The 23,483-nt window shown below is 39.0% G+C and carries 20 protein-coding genes; 11 read left to right on the top strand and 9 right to left on the bottom strand.

Features of this window, described 5'->3' with window-relative positions; translation table 11 throughout:
* Positions 1-286: 286 nt before the first annotated feature.
* Entirely contained in the window at positions 287-1,624 is a 1,338-nt protein-coding gene (locus ACIQ32_RS05220) for an ammonium transporter (RefSeq protein ID WP_396194639.1), read from the top strand.
* Between the two features lie 163 nt (positions 1,625-1,787).
* Here the strand turns inward: ACIQ32_RS05220 and ACIQ32_RS05215 are convergent, their stop codons facing one another.
* A complete protein-coding gene (locus ACIQ32_RS05215) occupies positions 1,788-3,377 on the bottom strand; it encodes a murein L,D-transpeptidase (RefSeq protein ID WP_396194638.1) in 1,590 nt (529 codons plus the stop codon).
* A gap of 95 nt (positions 3,378-3,472) precedes the next feature.
* Here ACIQ32_RS05215 and ACIQ32_RS05210 point away from each other — a divergent pair, with 95 nt between their 5' ends.
* The gene (locus ACIQ32_RS05210; protein WP_396194637.1) at positions 3,473-3,994 is read left to right on the top strand and encodes a nuclear transport factor 2 family protein; all 522 of its coding nucleotides are present in this window, start codon (positions 3,473-3,475) and stop codon (positions 3,992-3,994) included.
* A 127-nt stretch (positions 3,995-4,121) separates the two neighbouring features.
* Here the strand turns inward: ACIQ32_RS05210 and ACIQ32_RS05205 are convergent, their stop codons facing one another.
* Positions 4,122-5,060: an L-threonine 3-dehydrogenase gene (locus ACIQ32_RS05205; protein WP_396194636.1), complete on the bottom strand. Its 939-nt coding sequence runs from the start codon at positions 5,058-5,060 to the stop codon at positions 4,122-4,124.
* Positions 5,061-5,232: 172 nt separating this feature from the next.
* Between ACIQ32_RS05205 and ACIQ32_RS05200 the strand changes: the two genes are divergently transcribed.
* Positions 5,233-5,844: a hypothetical protein gene (locus ACIQ32_RS05200; RefSeq protein ID WP_396194635.1), complete on the top strand. Its 612-nt coding sequence runs from the start codon at positions 5,233-5,235 to the stop codon at positions 5,842-5,844.
* Positions 5,845-5,847: 3 nt separating this feature from the next.
* Positions 5,848-9,210 (top strand): transcription-repair coupling factor, encoded by a 3,363-nt coding sequence (mfd, locus tag ACIQ32_RS05195; protein WP_396194634.1) that lies wholly within the window; start codon positions 5,848-5,850, stop codon positions 9,208-9,210.
* Between the two features lie 96 nt (positions 9,211-9,306).
* Here the strand turns inward: mfd and ACIQ32_RS05190 are convergent, their stop codons facing one another.
* From ACIQ32_RS05190 to ACIQ32_RS05180, 3 genes are all read right to left on the bottom strand, one after another.
* Positions 9,307-11,481, bottom strand: coding sequence for a M12 family metallo-peptidase (locus tag ACIQ32_RS05190; protein WP_396194633.1), 2,175 nt, complete (start codon positions 11,479-11,481; stop codon positions 9,307-9,309).
* A gap of 76 nt (positions 11,482-11,557) precedes the next feature.
* Positions 11,558-11,917: a YraN family protein gene (locus ACIQ32_RS05185; RefSeq protein ID WP_396194632.1), complete on the bottom strand. Its 360-nt coding sequence runs from the start codon at positions 11,915-11,917 to the stop codon at positions 11,558-11,560.
* A 112-nt stretch (positions 11,918-12,029) separates the two neighbouring features.
* Positions 12,030-12,926 (bottom strand): LD-carboxypeptidase, encoded by an 897-nt coding sequence (locus tag ACIQ32_RS05180; RefSeq protein ID WP_396194631.1) that lies wholly within the window; start codon positions 12,924-12,926, stop codon positions 12,030-12,032.
* Positions 12,927-13,092: 166 nt separating this feature from the next.
* Between ACIQ32_RS05180 and metG the strand changes: the two genes are divergently transcribed.
* From metG to ACIQ32_RS05160, 4 genes are read left to right on the top strand one after another with little or no spacing between them, the layout of a single operon-like run.
* The gene (metG, locus tag ACIQ32_RS05175) at positions 13,093-15,150 is read left to right on the top strand and encodes a methionine--tRNA ligase (RefSeq protein WP_396194630.1); all 2,058 of its coding nucleotides are present in this window, start codon (positions 13,093-13,095) and stop codon (positions 15,148-15,150) included.
* Positions 15,151-15,166: 16 nt separating this feature from the next.
* On the top strand, positions 15,167-15,856 hold the full coding sequence (locus ACIQ32_RS05170; RefSeq protein WP_396194629.1) for an HAD family hydrolase: 690 nt from the start codon (positions 15,167-15,169) through the stop codon (positions 15,854-15,856).
* Between the two features lies 1 nt (position 15,857).
* Positions 15,858-16,481, top strand: a complete 624-nt coding sequence (locus tag ACIQ32_RS05165) for a CatA-like O-acetyltransferase (RefSeq protein WP_396194628.1) — start codon at positions 15,858-15,860, stop codon at positions 16,479-16,481.
* Between the two features lie 27 nt (positions 16,482-16,508).
* Complete coding sequence (locus ACIQ32_RS05160) at positions 16,509-17,030, top strand: ferritin (RefSeq protein ID WP_171221141.1); 522 nt, start codon at positions 16,509-16,511, stop codon at positions 17,028-17,030.
* Positions 17,031-17,283: 253 nt separating this feature from the next.
* On the opposite strand, the gene ACIQ32_RS05155 is transcribed toward ACIQ32_RS05160, so the two are convergent.
* The 3 genes from ACIQ32_RS05155 to ACIQ32_RS05145 form a co-directional block, all read right to left on the bottom strand.
* Positions 17,284-17,733 (bottom strand): hypothetical protein, encoded by a 450-nt coding sequence (locus ACIQ32_RS05155; protein WP_396194627.1) that lies wholly within the window; start codon positions 17,731-17,733, stop codon positions 17,284-17,286.
* A gap of 180 nt (positions 17,734-17,913) precedes the next feature.
* Positions 17,914-18,291 (bottom strand): HRDC domain-containing protein, encoded by a 378-nt coding sequence (locus ACIQ32_RS05150; RefSeq protein WP_396194626.1) that lies wholly within the window; start codon positions 18,289-18,291, stop codon positions 17,914-17,916.
* Between the two features lie 137 nt (positions 18,292-18,428).
* Positions 18,429-18,761, bottom strand: a complete 333-nt coding sequence (locus tag ACIQ32_RS05145) for a single-stranded DNA-binding protein (RefSeq protein ID WP_396194624.1) — start codon at positions 18,759-18,761, stop codon at positions 18,429-18,431.
* Between the two features lie 228 nt (positions 18,762-18,989).
* On the opposite strand from ACIQ32_RS05145, the gene ACIQ32_RS05140 reads away from it, so the two are divergent.
* The 3 genes from ACIQ32_RS05140 to ACIQ32_RS05130 all read left to right on the top strand — a co-directional run bounded on the left by ACIQ32_RS05140 (position 18,990) and on the right by ACIQ32_RS05130 (position 22,603).
* Positions 18,990-19,340, top strand: a complete 351-nt coding sequence (locus ACIQ32_RS05140) for a hypothetical protein (RefSeq protein ID WP_396194623.1) — start codon at positions 18,990-18,992, stop codon at positions 19,338-19,340.
* Positions 19,341-19,415: 75 nt separating this feature from the next.
* On the top strand, positions 19,416-21,803 hold the full coding sequence (locus ACIQ32_RS05135; RefSeq protein ID WP_396194622.1) for a M20/M25/M40 family metallo-hydrolase: 2,388 nt from the start codon (positions 19,416-19,418) through the stop codon (positions 21,801-21,803).
* Complete coding sequence (locus tag ACIQ32_RS05130) at positions 21,800-22,603, top strand: SDR family oxidoreductase (RefSeq protein WP_396194621.1); 804 nt, start codon at positions 21,800-21,802, stop codon at positions 22,601-22,603. Before ACIQ32_RS05135 ends, ACIQ32_RS05130 begins: the two co-directional genes overlap by 4 nt.
* A gap of 61 nt (positions 22,604-22,664) precedes the next feature.
* On the opposite strand, the gene ACIQ32_RS05125 is transcribed toward ACIQ32_RS05130, so the two are convergent.
* Positions 22,665-23,483: M13-type metalloendopeptidase (locus ACIQ32_RS05125; protein ID WP_396194620.1), on the bottom strand; the 819-nt coding region annotated here is incomplete at its 5' end.

Raw genomic sequence — 23,483 nt, 5'->3', positions numbered from 1 at the left:
AATTCGCCCAACTGGATTATAAGTTAGACCAAACGACTATAATTGTAGATGAATGATTGTTTGATATTATCCTGAATCTTTATTGGCAATCACCTCTTTTCACTTGACGGTTTTGCAATTTTCAGCCTAAAAAATTCAAGTATTAAAATATTAACGCTTTTTAGGGTATAATTATTATATTATATACAAAAATTGAAAAATACCCCTATTTTTTTATGGTATTAAGTGTATTTTTAAACTAACTTTTATAATTTTACCCTAATTAAAATGGGTTAATAAAGAAGTTATGAAAATAGAAAAGCGTTGGATTTTTGCCTTTCTGCTGGTTTCGGCAGTAGCCATAGCCGGTTTATTCTGGCCGGAAGAAGCTACCGATAATCTCAAAACCTTTAATGCTGTCGATACCATCAATTATGCCGATGTGGCTTGGTTGTTAACGGCTTCGTGCTTGGTATTGTTAATGACGCCGGGCTTGTCTTTTTTCTACGGCGGAATGGTCGGCAAGAAGAATGTGATTTCTACCATGCTCAAAAGTTTTATTTGTTTGGGTGTAGTGAGTTTGCTATGGGTAACCGTGGGTTTCTCACTTTCTTTCGGCGCCCCGATTGGTCCAACGATTAACGGTGTTCACTATGGCATCATTGGCAACCCGTTTGATTTTGCTTTCTTTAGCTATGTCGAAATGCATCCGCACAAAACCATGGCTTCTTCCATCCCTTTTATTTTGTTTGCTTTGTTCCAAATGAAATTTGCCGTCATAACACCGGCCATCATTACCGGCGCCCTCGCGGAACGCATCCGTTTCATCTCCTTTTTGCTCTTTATTTGCTTGTTCACCATTTGTATCTACGCGCCTTTATGCCACATGATTTGGCACCCAAACGGTCTCTTGGGTAGCTTTTTCGGTGTAAAGGACTTTGCGGGTGGAACGGTAGTTCACATGAGTGCGGGTTTTGCGGCTTTGGCTGGTGTTTTGGTTTTAGGCAAAAGAAAAAACAGCGAACACATTCCTACCAACATTCCGTTTGTCTTATTAGGCACAGGAATGCTATGGTTCGGTTGGTTCGGATTTAATGCCGGTTCGGCTTTGGCGGCTAATGCTACAGCGGCCATGGCTTTTGCTACTACCACGATTTGTTCGGCATCCGCTATGTTGTCGTGGGTGTTCTTCGACCGAATGAACGGTAGAAAAGTATCAGCTCTCGGCGCTTGCATAGGTGCTGTAGTAGGATTGGTAGTGATTACACCTTCGGCTGGTTATGTCACCATTCCACAAAGTATTTTCTTCGGATTCATAGGCGCGATAGTCTCCAACAAAATGGTCTACTGGAAAAAGCTAAAACAAATTGATGATACTTTAGACGTATTCGCTTGTCACGGTGTAGGCGGTATCATGGGAATGATCCTAACAGCCATCTTTGCCAAAGGAGAAAACGCAAGCTTACTCTACGGCGGCTGGAGCGTTTTTGGGCACCACATGCTGGCTTTGGTTTTGGTTTCGATAGTTACGTTTGGTGGCGCTTATTTGCTATTCAAATTAACCAACCTCATGATTCCAATCCGAGTTTCCGAAGAATCCGAAAATATGGGATTAGACTTGTCGCAACACGGGGAAAAGTTTTAAAAGTTAAAACCGCTATAAAGGTTGCGAGTCGCAGATAAACATTAAGAAGTTAAGTAAAATTAAGGGTTTCATTAAGGCTTAACAATACTTAATGCAAAATCTTAATTTCTTAATGTTGAAATAGCGGGTTTGAAATCATAAAAACTTCCAACACACTACTTCCTTATTCCTCCAACAACAAATTCGCCAAAGCATTGTCTCTGTCGTAAATGTCTTTGTGGAAATTCACCAAACCATCATCATCCACCCAAGCGGTGAAATAACCTATGTAAACCGGGATTTTATTCTTCAACGTATACCACTTTTCTTTTTTGCCTTCCATGGCCGCTTCAATTTTTTCAGGTGTCCAATTCGGGTCGTCTTGCAAAATCAAATTGGCCAGTTCTTTAGGCTTTGCGACTCTGATACAACCATGACTAAACGCTCTTTTCTCTTGACTGAATAAATTCTTGGAAGGCGTATCGTGTAAGTAAATGTTATTGGAATTGGGAAACAAAAACTTCACCAACCCCAGCGAATTATTCGGACCGGGTTTCTGACGGATCATGCTGCCTTTCCATTCCATATTGTGTTTGGCCAAATAGTTTTTATTCTTTTTAATCGCCGGAAGGATTTCTTTATCGCGGATGCTTTTCGGTACATTCCAGTACGGACTGAACACGATATAACTCATCATGCCACTGAAAATGACCGTTTCATTGAGCGCCGTTCCTACTACTACATTAGAGACCAAAGCGACTTTTCCTTCTTTAAAATAGGTTAGGCGATAAGATGGAATATTGACCACTATAAACTCTTTGGATTTGGTTAAATCAGTCGATATCCACCGACAGCGTTCCATGTTGACCATAATGGTTTTGATGCGATCGCTAATGGGCACATTCATTTCGCTGAGGTGTTTGGGCAAGAGAATTTTATCTTCCGTAAAACCGTTGCGCTTTTTGTATTTCAAAACGGCTTCTTGCAACGACTCATCATATATATTGCTTTTCGAGTCCGAAGCGATGTCATTGGTCAAAAACAATCGCTTTCGAATTTGTGCCACCAACTGCGAACTATCCCCTGGTTTGAGTTGCTTGAAATCAGCTGGCGCCGAAATCGCTTCCCAACCTCCGTTTTTTTCAATCTCCCGGTATTTTTGCAAGACCTTTTTAAGCTTGTAATACTGTCCGATTAATGGCTCTTTGTTGTCGATGAGTTTAGGGTCAATCAAAATCGAATCGAGGTATTGCCCGTAAGACAATTTCTTTCTCGGCAAATACCACCCTAACTCTTCGGTTTTAGTACTGTCAATCCCTTGAAGCACTTTGTTGGTGTAATAGAAATAGTAATTGGTCAGAAACAATTCAACCTCGACATTGGGTTTGGCGGTGGTTTTGACAAATAAACCGTCGAGTATTTCCTTATAAGGCACTTTGGCCTGAACACCTTCTTCAAACAAATTATTCATCTTGTTGTAGATGACTTCAGCGGTTTCTTTGCGTCCTTTTTTATCGTACCAGAGGTAATTGTATTGGTTTTTTCGATACAAAGCAACGGCTTGTTTTTGGTACAAAACCAACTTCGGATATTTGGCATAAAAAGAAGTTACAGCCGTGCTGTCAAACGACAAGGAAACTTCTTCGTAATGAAACTTTCCCGTTGAGGCTTTCTTTGGAGTGGTTTCTTCTTTTTTGGCACAATACCAACTGGTCAGAGAGAATCCGAGTAAAAACAACAATGTCAATCCGATAAACCACTCTCTTTTTTTCATAAAGGGCAAAATATTTCTATAAAAATACGAAAACTAATCGCCACCAACTAATGTAAAACGTATATTTACTGTTGCTAAACTTTACTTTGAAAACCATGAAACAATTCACACTAATCCTGATTTTACTGACCGGAATTACTGTTTTCGGGCAAGCCAAAAAAACACCAACTCCGGTTGACCATAAGAAAAACATCAATCTCCTACTCGACACCTGGCACAAAGACGCCGCCGAAGCCAACTTCAAAAACTATTTTGACGCTTTAACGGACGACTCCATCTTTATCGGAACCGATGCGACCGAAAACTGGAATAAAACTGCTTTCCAAGCTTTTGCCAAGCCTATTTTTGATAAAGGCAAAGCCTGGAACTTTACCGCTTTAGAACGAAATATTTACTTCAGCAGTGATAAAAAAACAGCGTGGTTTGATGAATTATTAGACACTCAAATGAAAATTTGTCGCGGTTCGGGCGTGTTGGTTTTCACTAACGGCAAATGGAAAATCAAACACTACGTCCTATCTATGACCGTTCCCAACGACAACGTTGACCAAGTGGTAGAAATCAAAGCCCCGATTGAAGAGGAACTCATCAATACCTTAAAAGAAAAAAAAGGATAAACGTGGCTTCGCACCATCAACAACTTGAAGTTAAGAAGGCATGACCTTAAAACTCTCGTGATGATATTCAACCACAGAAAAACAAAACCCCAAATTGCGAATACTTTTGGGGTTTTTCTTTTAAGTGTTATTTCAAGTTTTCCAACATTTCAACCGTCATCGAAGCCAAATCGTATTGGTGTTGCCAATGCCAATCTTGTTGGGCACAGCTGTCGTCTATAGAAGCCGGCCAACTGTCGGCAATCTTTTGGCGAAAATCAGGTTTATAGGAAATGGTGAAATCCGGAATGTGGTTTTTAATTTCAGCAGCTATTTGTTTCGGAGTAAAACTCACTCCTGCCAAGTTATAGGAAGAGCGAATTTTAATATTTTCAGACGGTGCTTGCATAATTTCTACCGTGGCACGAATCGCATCATCCATATACATCATTGGTAAGGCGGTGTCTTCTGAAAGAAAACATTCGTATTTTTTATCTTTTAAAGCTTTGTGGTAAATATCAACGGCATAATCAGTAGTGCCACCGCCGGGTTCAGTCGACCAACTGATTAAGCCCGGATAGCGAATACTGCGCACGTCTACACCATAAATGTTGTGGTAATATTCACACCATCTTTCCCCGGTTTGCTTACTGATACCGTAAACCGTAGTGGGTTCCATGATGGTATATTGCGGCGTGTTGTTTCTTGGCGTTGTTGGTCCGAAAACGGCTATACTTGAAGGCCAAAATATCTTCTTTATTTTACCGGCTTTCGCCAAATTCAAGACGTGAAAAAGCGAATTCATATTCAAATCCCAGGCAAAAGCAGGATTTTTTTCTGCAGTAGCCGATAGTAAAGCCGCCATCAAATAAATATCGGTGATTTTGTATTGTTCGACCAAATGTTCGATCTGGTTAAAGTCTAAAGCATTGACTACTTCAAAAATGCCTTCGTTTACGATATCAATATTTAATTTTCTGATATCTGAAGCAATTACATTGTCAGTTCCGTAAATACTTCTGAGTTTTTTGGTAAGCTCTGTCCCGATTTGACCGCAAGCTCCAATGATTAAAATTTTTGTATTCATGTTGTGTGTTTTAAGCCGAACATTCGGTTCAATATAGCCAGTAACCCGAGTGTTTTGGCAAAGATAACGTTTTCGTAAATGGAATGGTCTTAAAAAATTACATTCCCTTTAACTACTTCATTAATAAGTTTCCTTTTACCTTTGTACCTTTGTGATGTAAAAATTAAGGTTAATGAAAATCAATTTGTTGCAACTTATAGTATGCTCTCTACTCTTGGTTTCTTGTCAAGAAGATCCTAAAATCCGCTTACTCGAACAAGAAAAAGAAGCCAAAAAGCAAGAGGCTATTTTCAACAATATCAACCAAGCATGGCATTTGAATTCAAAGCCGGTAACTCAAACAGCCGGGACATTGACCGGGAATTGGGCAGAATGGCGTATGTTTTTAACCGAATTGGAGCAGAAACCCAAAAGCAGTATCAGCGCCTTCAAACAAAAAGCCAAGACCTTGTCTAAAAGAGCTTTAGAACTCAATAACAACATCCCGATAGCCTACAATACTCCGGAAGTCAAAAGCCGTATTGCAGCTATAACTACCAAAATCAATGCTATTAACTTATATATCCATCTACAACAAATTCCGGATAAAAAAATTGTGGAATTGATTCCGAGTATAAATACCGAAGTGAATGCTTTGCAATTTCAGCTGGAAGAAATTACCCGTAAAAGTCAGATTAAAATAGAAGAAGGCGAAAGCGATATGCTGCGAATGTTAGATACCACCAGAGCCATTCCAACTACTCCTAAACCAAAATCCTTTCAAAAAGAAAAAACCTTACCCTAAGTTTTGAGTCAAAACGCTTTATATAACCGTTACCTGCATTCGCCTAAAGTCAAACAAATTGCGGACAGTTTGGAACAACCTTTGGCTAAAATACAGCTGAAAGGTCTTTTGGGCTCGTCGTTTTCATTTGTGTTTAACGCGCTTTTCAAAAACAGCGAAAAACCCTATTTGCTCATCTTCAACGAAAAAGAAGAAGCTGCCTATTACTTAAACGATTTGGAGCAAATGATTGGCGCCAACGATGTGTTGTTTTATCCGAGTTCTTATCGTCGTCCGTACCAAATAGAAGAAACTGATAATGCCAATGTATTGTTGCGTTCCGAAGTGCTCAACCGCATCAATTCGCGCAAAAAACCTGCGGTTATTGTTACTTATCCGGAAGCGCTTTTTGAAAAAGTGGTGACCCGAAAAGAACTCGACAAAAACACTTTAAAAGTAGCAGTAGGCGATAATGTTTCCATCGATTTTATCAATGAAGTGTTGTTTGAATACGAGTTCAAACGCGTGGATTTCATCACCGAACCCGGCGAGTTTTCCGTGCGAGGCGGGATTTTAGACGTGTTTTCGTTTTCTAACGATAACCCTTACCGCATAGAGTTTTTTGGGAATGAAGTGGACAGTATTCGAACCTTCGATGTGGAAACCCAATTGTCGGTTGAAAAACAAAACAAGATTACCATTATTCCGAATTTAGAGAATAAATTCATCAAAGAAAACCGCGAAAGTTTTCTCGATTACATCAGCGACAAAACTGTTTTGTGTATTGAAAACACAACGCATCTGACTTCGCAACTCGACAAGCTTTTCGGCAAAGCCATCGAAACTTTTGACAAGTTATCGAAAGATGTCAAACACGCTTCGCCCGAACATTTATTCTTAAATCAGGAAGGGTTTTTGCGAAAAGCTCTCGATTTTACCCTCATTGAGTTGTCGAATAACCCTTTGTTTAAGATTGGTAAAACTTTCGAATTTCACATCCAACCGCAACCGTCGTTCAACAAACAATTTGATTTGTTACTCAACAATTTGAGCGACAATCATTTCAACGGTTACACCAATTATTTGTACTGTGCCAATGAAGCACAGGCCAATCGTTTTCACGATATTTTTGAATCGATTGACGAAGAAAATCACGAGAATGTTCGCAAACAATACCATACTATTGTAGGTTCACTTTTCCAAGGTTTCATCGATGAAGAAACCCAAGTGGCTTGTTATACCGACCATCAAATTTTTGAACGCTATCACAAATTCAGTATCAAAAACGGGTATTCCAAAAAGCAAACCATCACCTTAAAAGAACTCAATTCTTTATCTGTAGGCGATTACGTAACCCACATCGATCACGGTATCGGGAAATTTGGCGGATTGCAAAAAATACAAGTCGAAGGCAAAACCCAAGAAGCGATTAAACTCGTTTATGCCGATAATGATATAGTATACGTAAGCATCCATTCGCTCCATAAAATTTCGAAATACAACGGCAAAGACGGCACACCGCCCAAGATATACAAGCTCGGGTCGAATGCATGGAAAGTTTTAAAACAAAAAACCAAAGCACGTGTTAAGCATATTGCGTTCAACTTGATTCAGTTGTATGCCAAGCGAAGATTGGAAAAAGGCTTTGCTTTTGCGCCCGATAGTTATTTGCAAAAAGAATTAGAAAGTTCGTTTATTTACGAAGATACGCCCGATCAAATCACAGCCACACAAGACGTCAAAGCCGATATGGAAAAAGACCGCCCGATGGACCGATTGGTATGTGGCGATGTAGGTTTCGGAAAAACGGAAGTGGCCATTCGTGCCGCCTTTAAAGCGGTGGACAATAGTAAACAAGTCGCTATTTTGGTTCCAACCACCATTTTGGCCTACCAACATTACCGCACTTTTTCGGAACGTTTAAAAGACATGCCTGTGAAAGTAGGTTACCTCAACCGTTTCCGAACCGCCAAGCAAAAAGCCCAAACTTTGGATGAATTGGCTTCCGGCAAATTGGATATCATCATTGGGACGCACCAATTGGTGAACAAGAATGTACAGTTTAAAGATTTAGGCTTGTTGATTGTAGACGAAGAACAAAAATTCGGTGTCAACGTAAAAGACAAACTCAAAACCATTGCGGCCAACGTTGATACCTTGACTTTAACCGCAACACCTATTCCGAGAACCTTACAGTTTTCGTTGATGGCTGCTCGTGATTTATCCGTAATTACGACTCCGCCGCCGAATAGATATCCAATTGAATCGCAAGTGGTTGGATTTAATGAAGAATTGATTCGTGATGCGATTTCGTATGAAATTCAACGAAACGGTCAAGTATTCTTTATCAATAATCGCATTGAAAATATTAAAGAGATTGCCGGTATGATTCAGCGATTGGTTCCCGATGCCCGAGTAGGTATTGGTCACGGCCAAATGGAAGGTACTAAATTAGAAGAATTGATGCTTGGTTTTATGAATGGTGATTTTGATGTCTTAGTAGCCACCACCATCATCGAAAGCGGTTTAGACGTGCCGAATGCGAATACCATTTTTATCAACAATGCCAATAATTTCGGATTGTCCGATTTGCACCAAATGCGTGGTCGCGTGGGTCGTAGCAACAAAAAAGCCTTTTGTTATTTTATTTGTCCGCCTTACTCCGCCATGACCGAAGATGCCCGCAAACGCATTCAGGCTTTGGAACAATTTAGCGAATTGGGCAGTGGTTTTAACATTGCCATGAAAGATTTGGAGATTCGCGGTGCCGGAGATTTATTGGGAGGTGAACAAAGCGGTTTTATCAATGAGATTGGTTTTGAGACCTACCAAAAAATCATGAACGAGGCCATTGAAGAGTTGAAAGAAAACGAATTCAAGGAATTATACGAATCCGAAAGCGACATCGATACCAAAGAATATGTCAAAGAATTGCAAATCGACACCGATTTTGAATTGCTATTTCCTGATGAATACATCAACAATATTACTGAGCGGTTGAACTTGTACAACGAGTTGGGCAATATTAAAACCGAAGACCAATTAAAAGCTTACGAAGCCAAACTTATCGACCGATTTGGACCATTGCCTAATGAAGCTAAGGCGTTATTGAACAGCATTCGCATCAAATGGATTGCCACACACATGGGTATTGAAAAAATAGTGATGAAACAAGGCAAATTGATTGGTTATTTTGTCTCCGACCAACAATCGGAGTATTACAATTCGAGACAATTTTCGAAGGTGCTGCGATTTGTGCAACAGCATGGCAATATTTGCAAAATGAAGGAGAAGGAAACCAAAAACGGATTGCGCTTGTTGCTGACCTTTGAAAATGTAAAATCTATTTCTCGAGCATTGGAGTTTATGGAATTGATGGTTCAATAATTCGTTGCATTCATAATTAAGAAAATAGAAGTAAAAAGGGCGTTCAATAATATGAACGCCCTTTTTTTATATGAACATATATGATTCAATCTTAACCTACATCTTCAAAATCTTGAAATTGGTTTCCGTTTCATTAATCTTCAACTTGAAGAAATACGTGCCTTTGGAGAAGGAAGACAAATCAACTTCCGAAGTCAATTCGTTCCCTTTCTGACGCAACAACAATTGGCCTTGAACATTATAAACTGAAATTTCTTTGATAGCGTCTTTCGACTTAATCAAAACCATTCCGTTAGTCGGATTAGGATAATAGCTGTAATCTATAAAGTCGTTGGAAGCAACGCCGAGAGATTGAACACAAGAAATAGTGGCTGTCCAACCCGGTGCTGTCACAAATTGATCAGAATAAAATCTGAATGTTAAAGAACCATCAGGTGCCGTTGACACTATTGTTCCGGGCGAGTTAGTTCCGGTGTAACCTTCCGGCTGAAACTCAGGATAAGTGGTATCAGGTCCGTCATAAATGTAAAGATAATCATAATCCAATTCCAATTCAAAAGCAGTAAACATAGCCATTAAGCTTTGGTTAGGTTGATTGGGAATCATCGTTCTGGTATAAGACTCCAGATTGGTATGGGCACCATTTTCTCCTCCGGTATCCGTGAATAACATTCCTTCGCAGAAATCGCCATTGGTAGCAAAAACTTTTCTTTCTATGGTTGGGGTAAGTCCGGTACAAATTGGTCGCAATCTGACCTCATAGTATCTATTAGGAACTAAATTAGTTACGGTATATGAATTTCCGTTGACCGTTTGCCATGAAGAGGCAGTACCGAAAGTTGTAACTGAAATTTGCCAAGTGGTTCTGGTACTGTCTAAATCGTTCCAAGTTATCACTGCAGATGTTTGTGTGATATTATTAATTTGTATTTCAACCACGGTATTAATACAAGTATTGATACAATCGGAACTCAAACAACCTTTAGCATTAACAGTATTGGAAATTAATGTCGAGGGTAATGGCCCAAATCCGTTGGCAAAACTAATTCCAATTCCGGAGACCAAATGACAATAACTCATTATAGTTCCCCTAACCGTATTGGTAGGTATTGGTCCTTGAGCACAACTGCCTTCACTGTAACCTGCTTGTTGCCCGCAACCATCAATGGCAGTATTGTTGCCATTCCAAGCACACGCATGCGTATGCGGCGACCCTAAGGAGTGTCCGAATTCGTGGGTAATTACCTGAATTGTCCAAGAGTAAGTTGGCACGGTATTGAAACTGAAGTTCACATCAGAATAAGCATAATTAGATTGACCGCAAACAGAATTCAAATAGGCTACACCGCCTAATCCGCCCGGATCAATACCAACCAACATCCCTACATCTCCGTTAAATACCGGTCGGTTTTGTGCAAAAGTACCTAAATAAACCCCTGAGTTAGACCCCGAAGGAAGGGAAACATATGGATCAGCAGTTGTCCAAACAAATATGGATTTCAAGGCAGTAGTGATCCCATCATTGGTAAATAAAGTCTGCACGTTGTTATACACCGATGTCATCCAATTGGTGGTTGAGATAAGATCACTGTTGTTTTGAATGTATAAGTTGTTGTCAACCTCAAAATAAAAAGTAACGCATTTTAGAGTATTATTTTCTCTGGCAGTAAAACTTGACTCATTCATTTCAAAACCTTCCTCTTTGGTATGACAATCCCAATCATTAGCTACTTTCATCTTAGCGTCTGAATACACTATATAATCTAACAAGTTGTTGGGTTTTTCAAGTTTTCCTATGACCAAATTTCCCCATTGTTCCCCTGAGATAATTCCGTTGAATTCGTTGTTGAAAAAGTTAAAAGAAGCTACCGAATTCAAATCTCCGTTGACAATACCCCGATAATAAGCCCCTTTTGGGTAAAACACATTTTTGCCTTTATCAGTATCCAAACTGAAATCTTCGGTAAAAAGCGTCACCTTGTATAGCAACACTTCAATGTTTTGCCCTTGGTAAGGAATTTGCAACTTAATGGCTTCGTATTGATTTTGTGCAATTTCGTTTACTTTAGACAATTCAACGGTTGTCAAAGTAGCGTCATTAACCACGCCACTTACCTGTGCTTCGAACTGGTTGGCTTTGGTTTGTAAAACCGATAAGTCTTTGAAATTAGTATTTAGGTTTTGCAACGCTAATACTTGTTGTGCTATTCTGTTTTGTGCAGGGAGCAAAGCACACAACAAGAGCACAAAGAATAGTAGGATTCTTTTCATAGCTTTAATTTTTTTTGTAAAGTTATTGAAATTCAGGATATAATCAATTTTTAACAGCTTTTTTCAATGTTTAGGGCTAAAAATGGTAAAAAGCATCAATAATATGATCAATATTATAATTATTTTCTTCCTTGTAAACAGCTATAACATCAAAACGAATACTAAATTCTAAATCATTTTTCGTGACATACTCATTTACGGCTTTAACCAACAATTGGATTTTCTTGGGTTTTATAAAATCTTGAGGCAAACCGAATTCGATAGAAGAACGTGTCTTGACTTCCACTACGGCCAAAGTATTGCCAATTTGCGCGATAATGTCAATTTCCGCTTTTTGAAAAGACCAATTGGTTTCCAAAATAGTATAGCCGTTTTGCTGTAGAAATTCCACCGCCAATTCTTCCCCAAATTTACCAAGCTCGTTATGTTGTGCCATTTTACTTTTGCTTTCCTAATTTTGGTTTACCATTAAGAAGTTAAGTTTTTACATTAAGAAAAATTAAGCCTTAATGAAACCTTTGATTTTCTTAACCTCTTAATGTTTAAAATCATTCAAAAACCACTTTACTGGTCTCAGCCGTAACTTCCATCGAAATTTGTCTTCCAAAAATCAAAGCGCGATTGTCTCGGATATGCCCGGCCGGAAAGTTATAAATAATAGGAATATTTAATCCTTTAACGGTATCCTCAATAATCTCCAACGCATTTCTTCCCCATGGAATTTCGTTGTCTTTCATCTCGGTCATCCCGCCAACAATAATCCCTTTCAAACTGCTCAAACAACCGTTGCGTTTGAGGTTCGTCATCATGCGATCGACATGGTATAAATATTCGTCTAAATCTTCTATAAAAAGAATTTTATCGCTGCAATCAATCGCCGATGCTGAGCCCAATAAACTGTATAAAATCGACAAGTTACCGCCAACCAATTCCCCTTTGGCTTTGCCAACATGATTCAAAGCATCACAATCTAGCGTGTATTGCAATTTTTCACCAAATAATGCGGTGCACAAAGAATTCTTCGCTTCATCCGTTGCTCTTGCTACACTGACCGGCATAATTGCATGCAACGATTCAATCCCCATTCGGTTCAAATGGCTGTGCAAAACGGTAACGTCGCTAAAGCCGATAATCCATTTTGGGTTTTGCTTAAACTTAGTAAAATCTAAATTATCAATAATTTTCACTGTGCCGTATCCGCCGCGAACACACCAAATGGCTTTGATATTCGGGTTGTCCAATTGTTCCTGAAAATCGGCAGTTCGTTGTTCGGTTGTTCCGGCCAATTGGTAATAATCTAAACCAATTGTACTTCCTATTTTGACTTTCAAACCCCAACCTTCAAGCATGTCGATGGTTGGTTTTAAATTGTCATCGATGTTTTTTCGAGCAGTGGATACTATGGCAACAGTGTCACCTTTGTGCAAATACGGTGGTGTAATCATCTTTTTTTGGGCGTAAGAGGAAAAAGTAATAAATGAAACAAAAATTAAAAGGATTCGCATGAATCAAAAATGATTGTAAATTGGCTATCCCAAAAGTAAACAAATCCCAAAATTAATTCGGGATTTCGTGGCTAAAAAGTTATTTTTGCACTCTATTTATCTGAATATGTTAGAAAATCCAAAAAGATATACCATTACGGCGGCTTTGCCCTATACTAATGGACCCATTCACATAGGTCATTTGGCCGGAGTTTATGTGCCTTCCGACATTTACGCGCGCTATTTGAGATTACAAGGAAAAGACGTTGCTTTTATTTGCGGCAGCGATGAACACGGTGTGGCGATTTCGATGAAAGCTAAAAAAGAAGGCATTACACCGCAACAGGTAATTGACAAATACGACGGTATTATTCGTAAGTCATTTATCGATTTCGGGATTTCATTCGACAATTATTCGAGAACGTCTTCTAAAATTCACCATGACACTGCCTCAGCTTTTTTCAGAAAATTATACGACAACGGCGACTTCATCGAGGAAGTTACCGAGCAATTATATGATGCCAAAGCCGAGCAGTTTTTAGCCGATCGCTTCGTAACCGGTACCTGTCCGAAATGCGAAAACCCAGAAGCTTACGGCGACCAATGTGAACGTTGCGGTTCTACATTGAATGCCACAGATTTAATCAATCCAAAGTCTACCATTACCGGAGAAACACCAATTATCAAAGCCACCAAACACTGGTTTTTACCGTTAGACCGTTACCAAAACTTTTTGCAAAAATGGATTTTGGAAGACCATGCCAAAGATTGGAAAACCAATGTTTTAGGACAAGTTAAATCGTGGTTGGATGATGGTTTGAAACCTCGTGCCGTAACCCGCGATTTGGATTGGGGCATTGATGTTCCGGTGGAAGGTGCAGAAGGAAAAAAACTCTACGTATGGTTTGACGCACCAATTGGCTACATCTCTGCCACCAAAGAATGGGCGGCTCGCGTAGGCAAAAACTGGGAAGATTATTGGAAGTCAAACGATACGAAATTGGTACACTTCATTGGAAAGGACAACATCGTCTTCCATTGTATTATTTTCCCGGCCATGTTAAAAGCAGAAGGCACATTTATTCTTCCTGATAATGTTCCGGCGAATGAATTCCTGAACTTGGAAGGGAATAAACTGTCTACTTCTAAAAACTGGGCGGTTTGGTTGCACGAATATTTAATTGATTTCCCGGACAAGCAAGATGTATTGCGATATGCTTTGACGGCCAATGCTCCGGAGACCAAGGACAACGACTTTACTTGGAAAGATTTCCAAGCCAGAAACAATAACGAATTGGCGGCAATTTTCGGAAATTTTATCAACCGTGTAGTGGTTTTAACCAACAAATATTACGACGGTATAGTGCCTTCGCCTAACGAGTTTAGCGAAGTAGACGAACAAACATTAGCCGAATTAAAAGCTTATCCTGCGGTGATTTCGAGTTCGATTGAAAGATACAGATTCAGAGAAGCGCAAGGGGAATTGATGAATGTGGCTCGTCTCGGCAATAAATATTTAGCCGATGAAGAACCTTGGAAAATGGTCAAAACCAATCCGGAACGCGTGCAAACTCAAATGTATGTAGCGTTGCAAATTGCCTCGGCATTACAAGTTTTAGCCGAACCGTTTTTACCGTTTACTTCTGCTAAACTAGCCAAGATTTTAAAGTTGAATGATTTGAGTTGGAATTCGGTTGCGGAAACTTCTGAATTACTTCCGGCCGGACACCAAATTGGCGAAGCCGAAATCTTATTTGCCCAAATTGAAGACAACGAAATCCAAAAACAAATAGACAAACTCGAAGCTACCAAAAAAGCCAACGTTATGGAAAACCAAGTAACTGAACCACAAAAACCAACTTCTACTTTTGAAGATTTCTCCAAATTAGATTTGCGTGTAGGAACCATTTTGGAAGCCGAAAAAATGCCTAAAGCCAATAAACTATTGGTGTTAAAAGTCGATACCGGAATTGACGTTCGCACTATCGTTTCCGGAATTGCAGAGCATTTTTCACCGGAAGAAGTTGTGGGCAAAAGGGTAACAGTTTTAGTGAATTTGGCTCCAAGAGCTTTGCGTGGTGTTGAAAGTCAGGGAATGATTTTGATGACCAATAACGCAGAAGGCAAACTGGTATTCGTGAATCCGGATGCGGATGGTGTAGATAATGGTGCTTTGATTAGTTAATACAAACACAAATTACATGAATTTAAAAGTAATCGCTTTCGATGCCGATGACACTTTGTTTGTCAACGAACCGTATTTTCAGGAAACCGAAGAAAAGTTTTGTGCTTTGATGAGTGATTATTTGTCGCATCAAGGCTTATCTCAAGAATTGTTTAAAACCGAAATTGCCAATTTAGAATTGTATGGTTACGGGATTAAAGGCTATATTCTTTCGATGATAGAAGCGGCAATGAAGATTTCAAACAATACCATTTCTATTGAAACCATTGAAAAAATTACCGAATACGGCAAAGAACTACTTCAAAAACCTATCGAATTATTAGACGGCGTTGAAGAGACATTAGAAGCTTTGAACGGTAAATACAAATTGGTCGTAGCTACTAAAGGCGATTTGTTAGACCAAAGAAGAAAACTGCACAACTCCGGCTTGGGCCATTATTTTCACCATATAGAAGTGATGTCGGACAAAAAAGAAAAAGATTATGAAGATTTGCTAAAGCGTTTGGAAATCAAAGCTGAAGAGTTTTTCATGATTGGCAATTCATTAAAATCAGATGTTTTGCCGGTGTTGAACATTGGTGGTCATGCGGTTCACATTCCTTTTCACACGACTTGGGAACACGAAAAAATCAGTCACAAAGTAGAACATCCTAACTTCAAAGCTTTGGAAAAAATTACCGAAGTCTTACCGATATTACTGTCCTAAAGTGAAACACAAATTAAACCTTGACACTTGGAACCGAAAGGAGCATTTCTTGTTTTTCAAACAAATGGAAGAACCTTTTTTTGGAGTAACTGCCAAAGTTGACTGTACGAAAGCTTATGCGAGAGCAAAGGAACTTGGCGTTTCTTTTTTTACTTATTATTTGCACAAAACATTAATAGCAATCAATGCTTCAGACAATTTTCGCTACCGAATAATAGAGGATGAAGTCTATCTTTTTGACCAAATTGACGCTTCAGCTACCATATTGCGCGAGGACAAAACCTTTGGTTTTTCTTTAATGGTATACGACCAAGATTTGACTGCCTTTGCCGACATCACTCGCAAAGAAATAGAGAGAATACAACAAACTACCGGATTGATTACCCGTGATTTTGAAAGCAATTTGATTCACTTTTCTGCCTTGCCTTGGGTTGATTTTACGTCTTATTCTCATGCGCGAAGTTTTACTTGGCCGGACAGTTGTCCTAAAATTTCTTATGGCAAAATGATGGAAGAAAACGGCAAAAAAACAATGGCGATTTCAGTCCACGTCCATCATGGATTAGTTGATGGCTATCATGTTGGCGAATTTTTAACTTTGCTTCAAGAGTTGTTAAACGAATAATTTTTTAACTTTACAAAAAAGAAAAATATGTTACAATCTAATATTGAAAAAGCTTTAAATAATCAAATTCGCATTGAAGCTGAGTCTTCTCAAATTTATTTATCAATGGCTTGTTGGGCTGAAGTTCAGGGATTGGAGGGTGTTGCACAGTTTATGTTTGCACAATCTGATGAAGAGCGCCAACACATGTTAAAACTCGTTAAATATGTTAACGAAAGAGGTTCACATGCTGAGATTACCGAACTAAAAGCACCTAAAACTAAATTCGGCACCTTCAAAGAAATGTTTGAAGAATTGTACCAACATGAATTATTTGTTTCTAATTCCATTAACGAACTTGTTCACATTACTTTAGGTGAAAAAGATTATGCGACGCATAATTTTCTACAGTGGTATGTGGCCGAACAAATAGAAGAAGAAGCACAGGCTAAGACTATTTTAGATAAAATCAATTTGATTGGTGAAGATCGCGGCGGTTTATATTTGTTTGACCGTGATATCCAACAATTGGTGGTTACCAGTTCGGTTTCACTGAACACCAAACCGTAATTGAATTTTGGTCGTACTTATTATTAATAAAGCGGAGCTTTGAGTAAGAAAGAAAAAAACAAGACCAAAGAGAAGGATAAAAAGCGTAAAAAACTGCTTCTTAAAACGCACAAACTTGCCGAGAATTGCAAGTCAGAGTGTTGTGAAAAATACAAGAAATCAGAGGATAAAAGATGCAAAAAATGTCCGATGTTTGATTTGTTTAAAAAGCTCAATAAATTAAAAAGCCTTCAATAATAGAAGGCTTTTTAATTTAGTCGAAGTAGGTCCAATTCAAACCATCGCTAATGGCAATGATGCTTCTTTTACTGCCTTCATACATAAAAATTTCAGTGCTTCCGGTAGTTGATCCTTTTGGAAACAATAATCCTACCGTAGTCGTTAGCTTGGCAGTAATACTATTTTGGATGTTTCTGATAATGTAAATTCTTCCGGGAAAACTTACCGGACTTGGCAACCTAAATTCTTGATCGGTGGCTTGCGGTGCAACAGAAATATAAACCCCATCACTAATTAATGTAGCCGAACTACTCCCTGTTAATGTAACGTTTTTAACCGATAAATTGCCATTGATGTCCAAAGTACTTAATGGAGTTGTTGTGTTTATGCCAACTTGGGCCAAACCAAAATCAACATTAAAACAAACGAGTCCTAAAATCAGTATAGTTATTAATCGATTCATTTTCAAGGTTCTCTTTGACATTTATAAGTTAAATAAATGTAAACAAATTAATCATAAGACAATCCTTGACTGTTTTTAAATTAGCGTCGAAAACGTTTTTGTGTTGACAACTTTATGTTTTTAACGTTAAATTATTACAGAAATCGTAAAAACTAAAACAGCAGTATTACCAAGCTATCGTTTTAAAAAGGTTATTGTAGGTTACAAAGTATTCAAAACAGTTAATATGGCTGCTCCATATTTTTCCGTTCTGGTTTTTCCAAATCCCGGAACCGATGCTAATTCTTCCAAAGTTTGCGGGTTAGATTTAGCCACCGCCAACAGATGTGAATTATGACAAATGCGAAAAGATGACCATTCCAGTTTCTTAGCCAAATCATTTCTCCACAATTTTAAAGCTTGGAAAATGCGCATTTCCTGCTGAGATAGTTCTTCAACAAAAATAACAGCCTTTTCTTTCTGCTTTTTAGGCTGTTTAAGAGTATAAAAAATGACCACCGACCAATAATCCGTATTTCCGGTGGTGACAAAATTGGTTGAAGTCAACTTCACTTCCACGCTGTCCAAAAAAGCATTCATCCTTGTTTGATCATCGTGGCAAAATTCCTTTGACAAACGTATGTTAAAGACCTTGATATTCATCTGTACTGAGTTGAGATCAAATCCTCTGACGTTCCTCATTTCAAAACAAAATGAGGAAGTCAAAAGAAGACACTTTATTTCCCTAACAACAAAATGTCATTGGCCACTACTTCGGTCACATATCGCTTCGTTCCGTCTTTGTCCTCGTAGCTTCTGTGGGTCAGTTTCCCTTCAACCGCTATCTCTTTCCCTTTGGCTACATACTTCTCAATGATTTCGGCAGTTTTGCCCCAAGCAGACACTTTGTGCCACTCGGTGTTCTCTACTTTTTCACCTTTATCATTGGTGTAATAATCATTCGTAGCTAAAGTAAGATTAGCAACTTTTTTTCCTCCTTCAAGGTCTTTTACCTCCGGATCTTGTCCTACGTGACCGATTAATTGTACTTTGTTTCTCATGGCATTCATGGCTTTTAAAATTTAAATGTTATTGTTATTCATTCGATGGTTTGTCTGAATTCAATTTCGATTTCCGACAAGGCAAAGTTGCATGTCTTAAAAAAAATAATCGGTTTCTTACCATTTACTTTCGACTGTAATTAATTGCAATTATTTGTAAATAGAAATACTTTTCGTACATTCGTTATTGTATTATAAGATTTTATCTACTTTTTTATGATTAAAACCGAAAAAATTATGGAAAAAAACTGTTTAGAATGCGGCGAAAAAATTGTGGGAAGAGAAGACAAAAAATTTTGTGGTGACGGTTGTAGAAATGCTTTCAATAACAAAATGAATAAAGACAGCAATAATTACATGCGGAACACCAACAACAAACTTCGGAGGAATTATCGCATTTTAGTTGAACTGAATACAGACGGTAAATCGAAAACCTCTCGGCTTAAACTGCTAAACAAAGGTTTCGACTTCGACTATTTAACCAACATCAGAACAACCCAAAACGGAAACACTTACTATTTTATTTACGATCAAGGGTATATGGCCATTGAGAATGATTTTTATGTGTTGGTCAAAAAAGATATTTAGTACATTTACCTTGTATTTTAGTTCTTACTACCATGTAAAAATGGTTTAAGCAACAAAACAAGCAACTAACCAACAATGAAAAACAACCAACCTTCACTGATTAGCTTTTTGTTTTTGGCAGGAATACTGAGTGGTATTTTCTACTTTATCATGCCGCAAAGCTATGACGCTACAGAAGCGCCACTCTCAGAATTCTCTACCAAAAGAGCACTTGAGATTGTAAAGAATATATCCGCCAAACCACACTTTGTAGGTTCACAAAATCATAAAAGTGTAGCCAACTATCTGCAAAAAGAGTTGCAAAATTTAGGATTGCAGACTTCCCTACAAGAAGGTTTTACCATGACTGAAAAAGGCACTTTGGTCAAGTCGAAAAATATTTTGGCTAAAATTAAAGGGACAACCAACGCCAAGGCCTTATTGCTGCTTTCTCATTACGACAGCGCACCTCATTCTTTTTCACACGGCGCTAGCGATGATGCCTCCGGAGTGGCTACCATCATTGAAAGTGTTCGGGCTTTTTTGCACAACAAATCCACCCATAAGAACGATATTGTCATTTTATTCAGCGACGCAGAGGAAGTAGGCCTTAACGGAGCTGCACTTTTCGTAACCCAACACCAATGGGCGAAAGAGGTTGGTTTGGTGCTCAATTTTGAAGCCCGAGGTTCATCCGGTCCAAGTTATATGCTGATGGAAACCAATCAAGGGAATGCTAAAATGGTAGAAGCCTTTAGGGCAGGAAAAGCCAATTATCCGGTGTCAAACTCCTTAATGTACAGCATTTATAAAATGTTACCCAACGACACCGATTTGACTGTTTTTAGAGAAACCGGAAAAATCCAAGGGTTTAATTTTGCTTTTATCGACAGCCATTACGATTATCATACTTCACAGGACAAGTTTGAACATTTAGACCCAAAAACCCTGGCGCACCAAGGAACCTATTTATTCCCATTGTTGAAACACTTTGCCAATGCAAATTTGTCTGATTTAAATACCGATGAAGACGATGTTTATTTTAATGTGCCGTTTGGTTTTGTAAGCTATCCTTTTGATTGGATTTTGCCGATGCTGATAATGAGTTTTGCCTTGCTCATTCTTTTCATGTTTATTGGACTAGGCAAACAAATCCTTCGAATAGAGGAAATCATCAAAGGTTTTTTGCCGCTTTTCGGAGCGATGATCACTGCCGGGTTGCTTACTTATATCGGTTGGAAATTACTGCTCAATTTTTATCCGGAATACCAAGACATTCTTCAAGGATTTACCTATAACGGTCAAGATTATTGCTATGCTTTTATCAGCTTAACCCTGGGCATTTGCTTTCTCTTTTATCAAAACAATGGCAAACGCCATCCCGAAATGAACCAAGTCGTTGCACCGTCATTCCTTTGGTTACTCCTCAATACGGGCATTGCCTTAAAACTCAAAGGGGCCGGTTTTATGATAGTACCGGTACTGTCAACGACTTTAATGTTAGGATACTTTGTTTTGACCCAAAAGTCAAATTGGGTGGTGAATTGTATATTGGCTATTCCAACACTAATCATACTCGCGCCTTTAATTCAGATGTTTCCGGTTGGTTTAGGGTTGAAAGTCATGTTTGGTACGGCCATTTTAACAGTGCTGACTTTCTCGCTTTTACTGCCTATTTTCGGTTCGTTTGAAAAGAAAAGAATTTGGGCGGCGCTTTTTATTCTATTGGCGATCGGTTTTTTCTTCAAAGCCCATTATAAATCGGGTTACACTTACGGCAAAGCCAAGCCAAACAGTTTGGTGTATGTTTTAGACAGCGATACCAACAAAGCTTATTGGACTACTTATGATTTGAATTTAGACGAATGGACTAAAGCGTATTTAGGCGATAATCCGAAAAGCGGAAAACCTTTGAATACTAACAAATTGTACAGCAAATACGGTTCCGAATTTACGTTTATGGCCGAAGCGCCGATGAAGAACATCGCACAACCGACTATCGAATTTTTACGCGACACCCTCAAAGGCAACCAACACTTGTATCGCATTAAAATTTCGCCTAACCGAAAAGTGAATCGCTACGATATTTTTAACAACCGTGGTATCACAATCAATAATTTCAAAGCCAATGGCGTACAATCAATTGACTTTAAAAGTAATATTTCAGGCAGAACGGATGGCAAATTGTTGAGTTATTATGTGGTCGATAATATCCCGTTGGAACTCGAATTCTCCATTCCGGCCAACCAAAAACTCGACTTGGATTTAGTGGAAAGTTCTTTTGATTTATTATCCAATCCGCAATTCAGTGTCGCCAAGAGAAAAAGCTGGATGATACCAACTCCTTTTGTGCTCAACGATGCCGTAATGATTCGCCAAAAATTGAAAGCCTCCGCAAAACCGGCCGAACCCGTTACCCAAAATTACCACCGAACTTTTGTTAAAGACAGTACTTCGGTAACCAACGACACGCTTCGTCCATGAAAAACATCTGTATCTTAGGTTGTGGTTGGTTGGGATTGCCGCTCGCGAAATCACTAATAAATAAAGGTTTTTCGGTCAAAGGTTCTACCACATCCGAAGCCAAATTAGCTGTTTTGGAATTTGCCAACATTCGAGCGTATTCCATTCGGTTGACAGAAAACGAAGTTATTGGCCAAATAGACGATTTTTTATCAGAATCCGAAATTTTAATCATCGATATTCCGCCGAAACTCAGAGGCGATGGTGCCGAGAATTTTGTAGCGAAAATAGCGACGCTTATTCCTTTTATAGCAAAATCGACCATCAATCATGTAATGTTTATCAGTTCGACTTCGGTGTATGCCGATGACAATACCATCGTTACCGAAAATAGTCAACCCGAACCCGATACCGAAAGCGGCCGACAATTGTTAGCCACCGAAAAATTGTTGCAAACCAACACCAACTTTAAAACTACCGTAATTCGATTTGGCGGATTGATAGGCGAAAACCGACATCCGATACATTTTTTAGCCGGAAGGCAAAACCTGGAAAACCCGGAAGCACCAATTAATTTAATCCATCAAGACGATTGTATCGGCATCATCGAAGCGGTCATTGCCCAAAAAACTAAAGGCGAAGTGTTCAATGCCGTAGCGCCGTATCATCCTTCCCGAAAAGACTATTACACCCAAAAAGCAGTAGCGTTAGGTTTGCCTTTGCCGGAGTTTGGGGAATCAAAAAAGTCTGTTGGCAAAACCATTCTCTCTGATAAAATTGCCAACACACTCAATTACACCTTTAGGAATGCTGACTTATAAAATCATCCCAAAAAGCAAAGCATAAAAAAACCTCAAGCTGTAACTTGAGGTTTTTTATTTTTTACCAAATCTTTACCCTTTTGGCAGGTTCTAAATACATGCCATCTCCGGGTTGAATGTTGAACGCTTGGTGGAACGTTTCCAAGTTCAACAACGGCACATAGGCGCGGTACATGCCCGGCGAATGCGGATCGGTTTTCACTTGGTTTTTGATGGCTTCATCGCGCATTTTGCTTCTCCAAATGGTCGCCCAAGAAATAAACAAACGTTGTTCCGGCGTAAAACCGTCAATCAAGCCCGGATTGCCGTTTTCTTTTAAATACAATTGCAAACCGTCGTAGGCCGCATTGATTCCTCCTAAGTCACCTATGTTTTCGCCTAAAGTAAACTTCCCATCTACTTTGGTTCCCGGAAGCGGTTCTAAAGCCGAATATTGATCGGCCAAAGCCGTTCCTAAAGCAGTAAACTGTTTCAAATCTTCATCTGTCCACCAATTCACCAAATTACCGTCAGCATTGTATCGTGAACCGGAATCGTCAAACCCGTGTGAAATTTCGTGACCGATAACAGCACCAATACCGCCATAGTTCACCGCTTCATCAGCCTTGTAATCGTAAAACGGCGGTTGCAATATAGCAGCCGGGAATACAATTTCGTTGTTAGACGGATTGAAATAGGCATTTACGGTTTGTGGCGACATGCCCCATTCGGTTTTATCCACCGGTTTATTGAGTTTATCAATATTTCTTTTGAAACTCCAGTTTGAAATATTCATGGCGTTATCAAAGTAAGTACCACCTTCTTCCGGACTTTGGATAGTGAGTGCCGAATAATCTTTCCACTTGTCCGGATAACCAATTTTGATGGTCATTTTATTCAA

The organism is Flavobacterium sp., assembly GCF_044373165.1.
GTDB lineage: Bacteria > Bacteroidota > Bacteroidia > Flavobacteriales > Flavobacteriaceae > Flavobacterium.
The sequence above is the reverse complement of the archived record's forward strand: the minus strand, read 5'-3'. Positions and strand labels throughout refer to the sequence as shown.

What these genes read in the sequence shown, in the direction of transcription:
- ACIQ32_RS05220 (WP_396194639.1), top strand. Translation starts at nt 287, where the DNA reads ATGAAAATAGAAAAGCGTTGGATTTTTGCCTTTCTGCTGGTTTCGGCA.
- ACIQ32_RS05215 (WP_396194638.1), bottom strand. Translation starts at nt 3,377, where the DNA reads ATGAAAAAAAGAGAGTGGTTTATCGGATTGACATTGTTGTTTTTACTC.
- ACIQ32_RS05210 (WP_396194637.1), top strand. Translation starts at nt 3,473, where the DNA reads ATGAAACAATTCACACTAATCCTGATTTTACTGACCGGAATTACTGTT.
- ACIQ32_RS05205 (WP_396194636.1), bottom strand. Translation starts at nt 5,060, where the DNA reads ATGAATACAAAAATTTTAATCATTGGAGCTTGCGGTCAAATCGGGACA.
- ACIQ32_RS05200 (WP_396194635.1), top strand. Translation starts at nt 5,233, where the DNA reads ATGAAAATCAATTTGTTGCAACTTATAGTATGCTCTCTACTCTTGGTT.
- ACIQ32_RS05190 (WP_396194633.1), bottom strand. Translation starts at nt 11,481, where the DNA reads ATGAAAAGAATCCTACTATTCTTTGTGCTCTTGTTGTGTGCTTTGCTC.
- ACIQ32_RS05185 (WP_396194632.1), bottom strand. Translation starts at nt 11,917, where the DNA reads ATGGCACAACATAACGAGCTTGGTAAATTTGGGGAAGAATTGGCGGTG.
- ACIQ32_RS05180 (WP_396194631.1), bottom strand. Translation starts at nt 12,926, where the DNA reads ATGATTACACCACCGTATTTGCACAAAGGTGACACTGTTGCCATAGTA.
- metG (WP_396194630.1), top strand. Translation starts at nt 13,093, where the DNA reads ATGTTAGAAAATCCAAAAAGATATACCATTACGGCGGCTTTGCCCTAT.
- ACIQ32_RS05170 (WP_396194629.1), top strand. Translation starts at nt 15,167, where the DNA reads ATGAATTTAAAAGTAATCGCTTTCGATGCCGATGACACTTTGTTTGTC.
- ACIQ32_RS05160 (WP_171221141.1), top strand. Translation starts at nt 16,509, where the DNA reads ATGTTACAATCTAATATTGAAAAAGCTTTAAATAATCAAATTCGCATT.
- ACIQ32_RS05155 (WP_396194627.1), bottom strand. Translation starts at nt 17,733, where the DNA reads ATGTCAAAGAGAACCTTGAAAATGAATCGATTAATAACTATACTGATT.
- ACIQ32_RS05150 (WP_396194626.1), bottom strand. Translation starts at nt 18,291, where the DNA reads ATGAATGCTTTTTTGGACAGCGTGGAAGTGAAGTTGACTTCAACCAAT.
- ACIQ32_RS05145 (WP_396194624.1), bottom strand. Translation starts at nt 18,761, where the DNA reads ATGAATGCCATGAGAAACAAAGTACAATTAATCGGTCACGTAGGACAA.
- ACIQ32_RS05140 (WP_396194623.1), top strand. Translation starts at nt 18,990, where the DNA reads ATGGAAAAAAACTGTTTAGAATGCGGCGAAAAAATTGTGGGAAGAGAA.
- ACIQ32_RS05135 (WP_396194622.1), top strand. Translation starts at nt 19,416, where the DNA reads ATGAAAAACAACCAACCTTCACTGATTAGCTTTTTGTTTTTGGCAGGA.
- ACIQ32_RS05130 (WP_396194621.1), top strand. Translation starts at nt 21,800, where the DNA reads ATGAAAAACATCTGTATCTTAGGTTGTGGTTGGTTGGGATTGCCGCTC.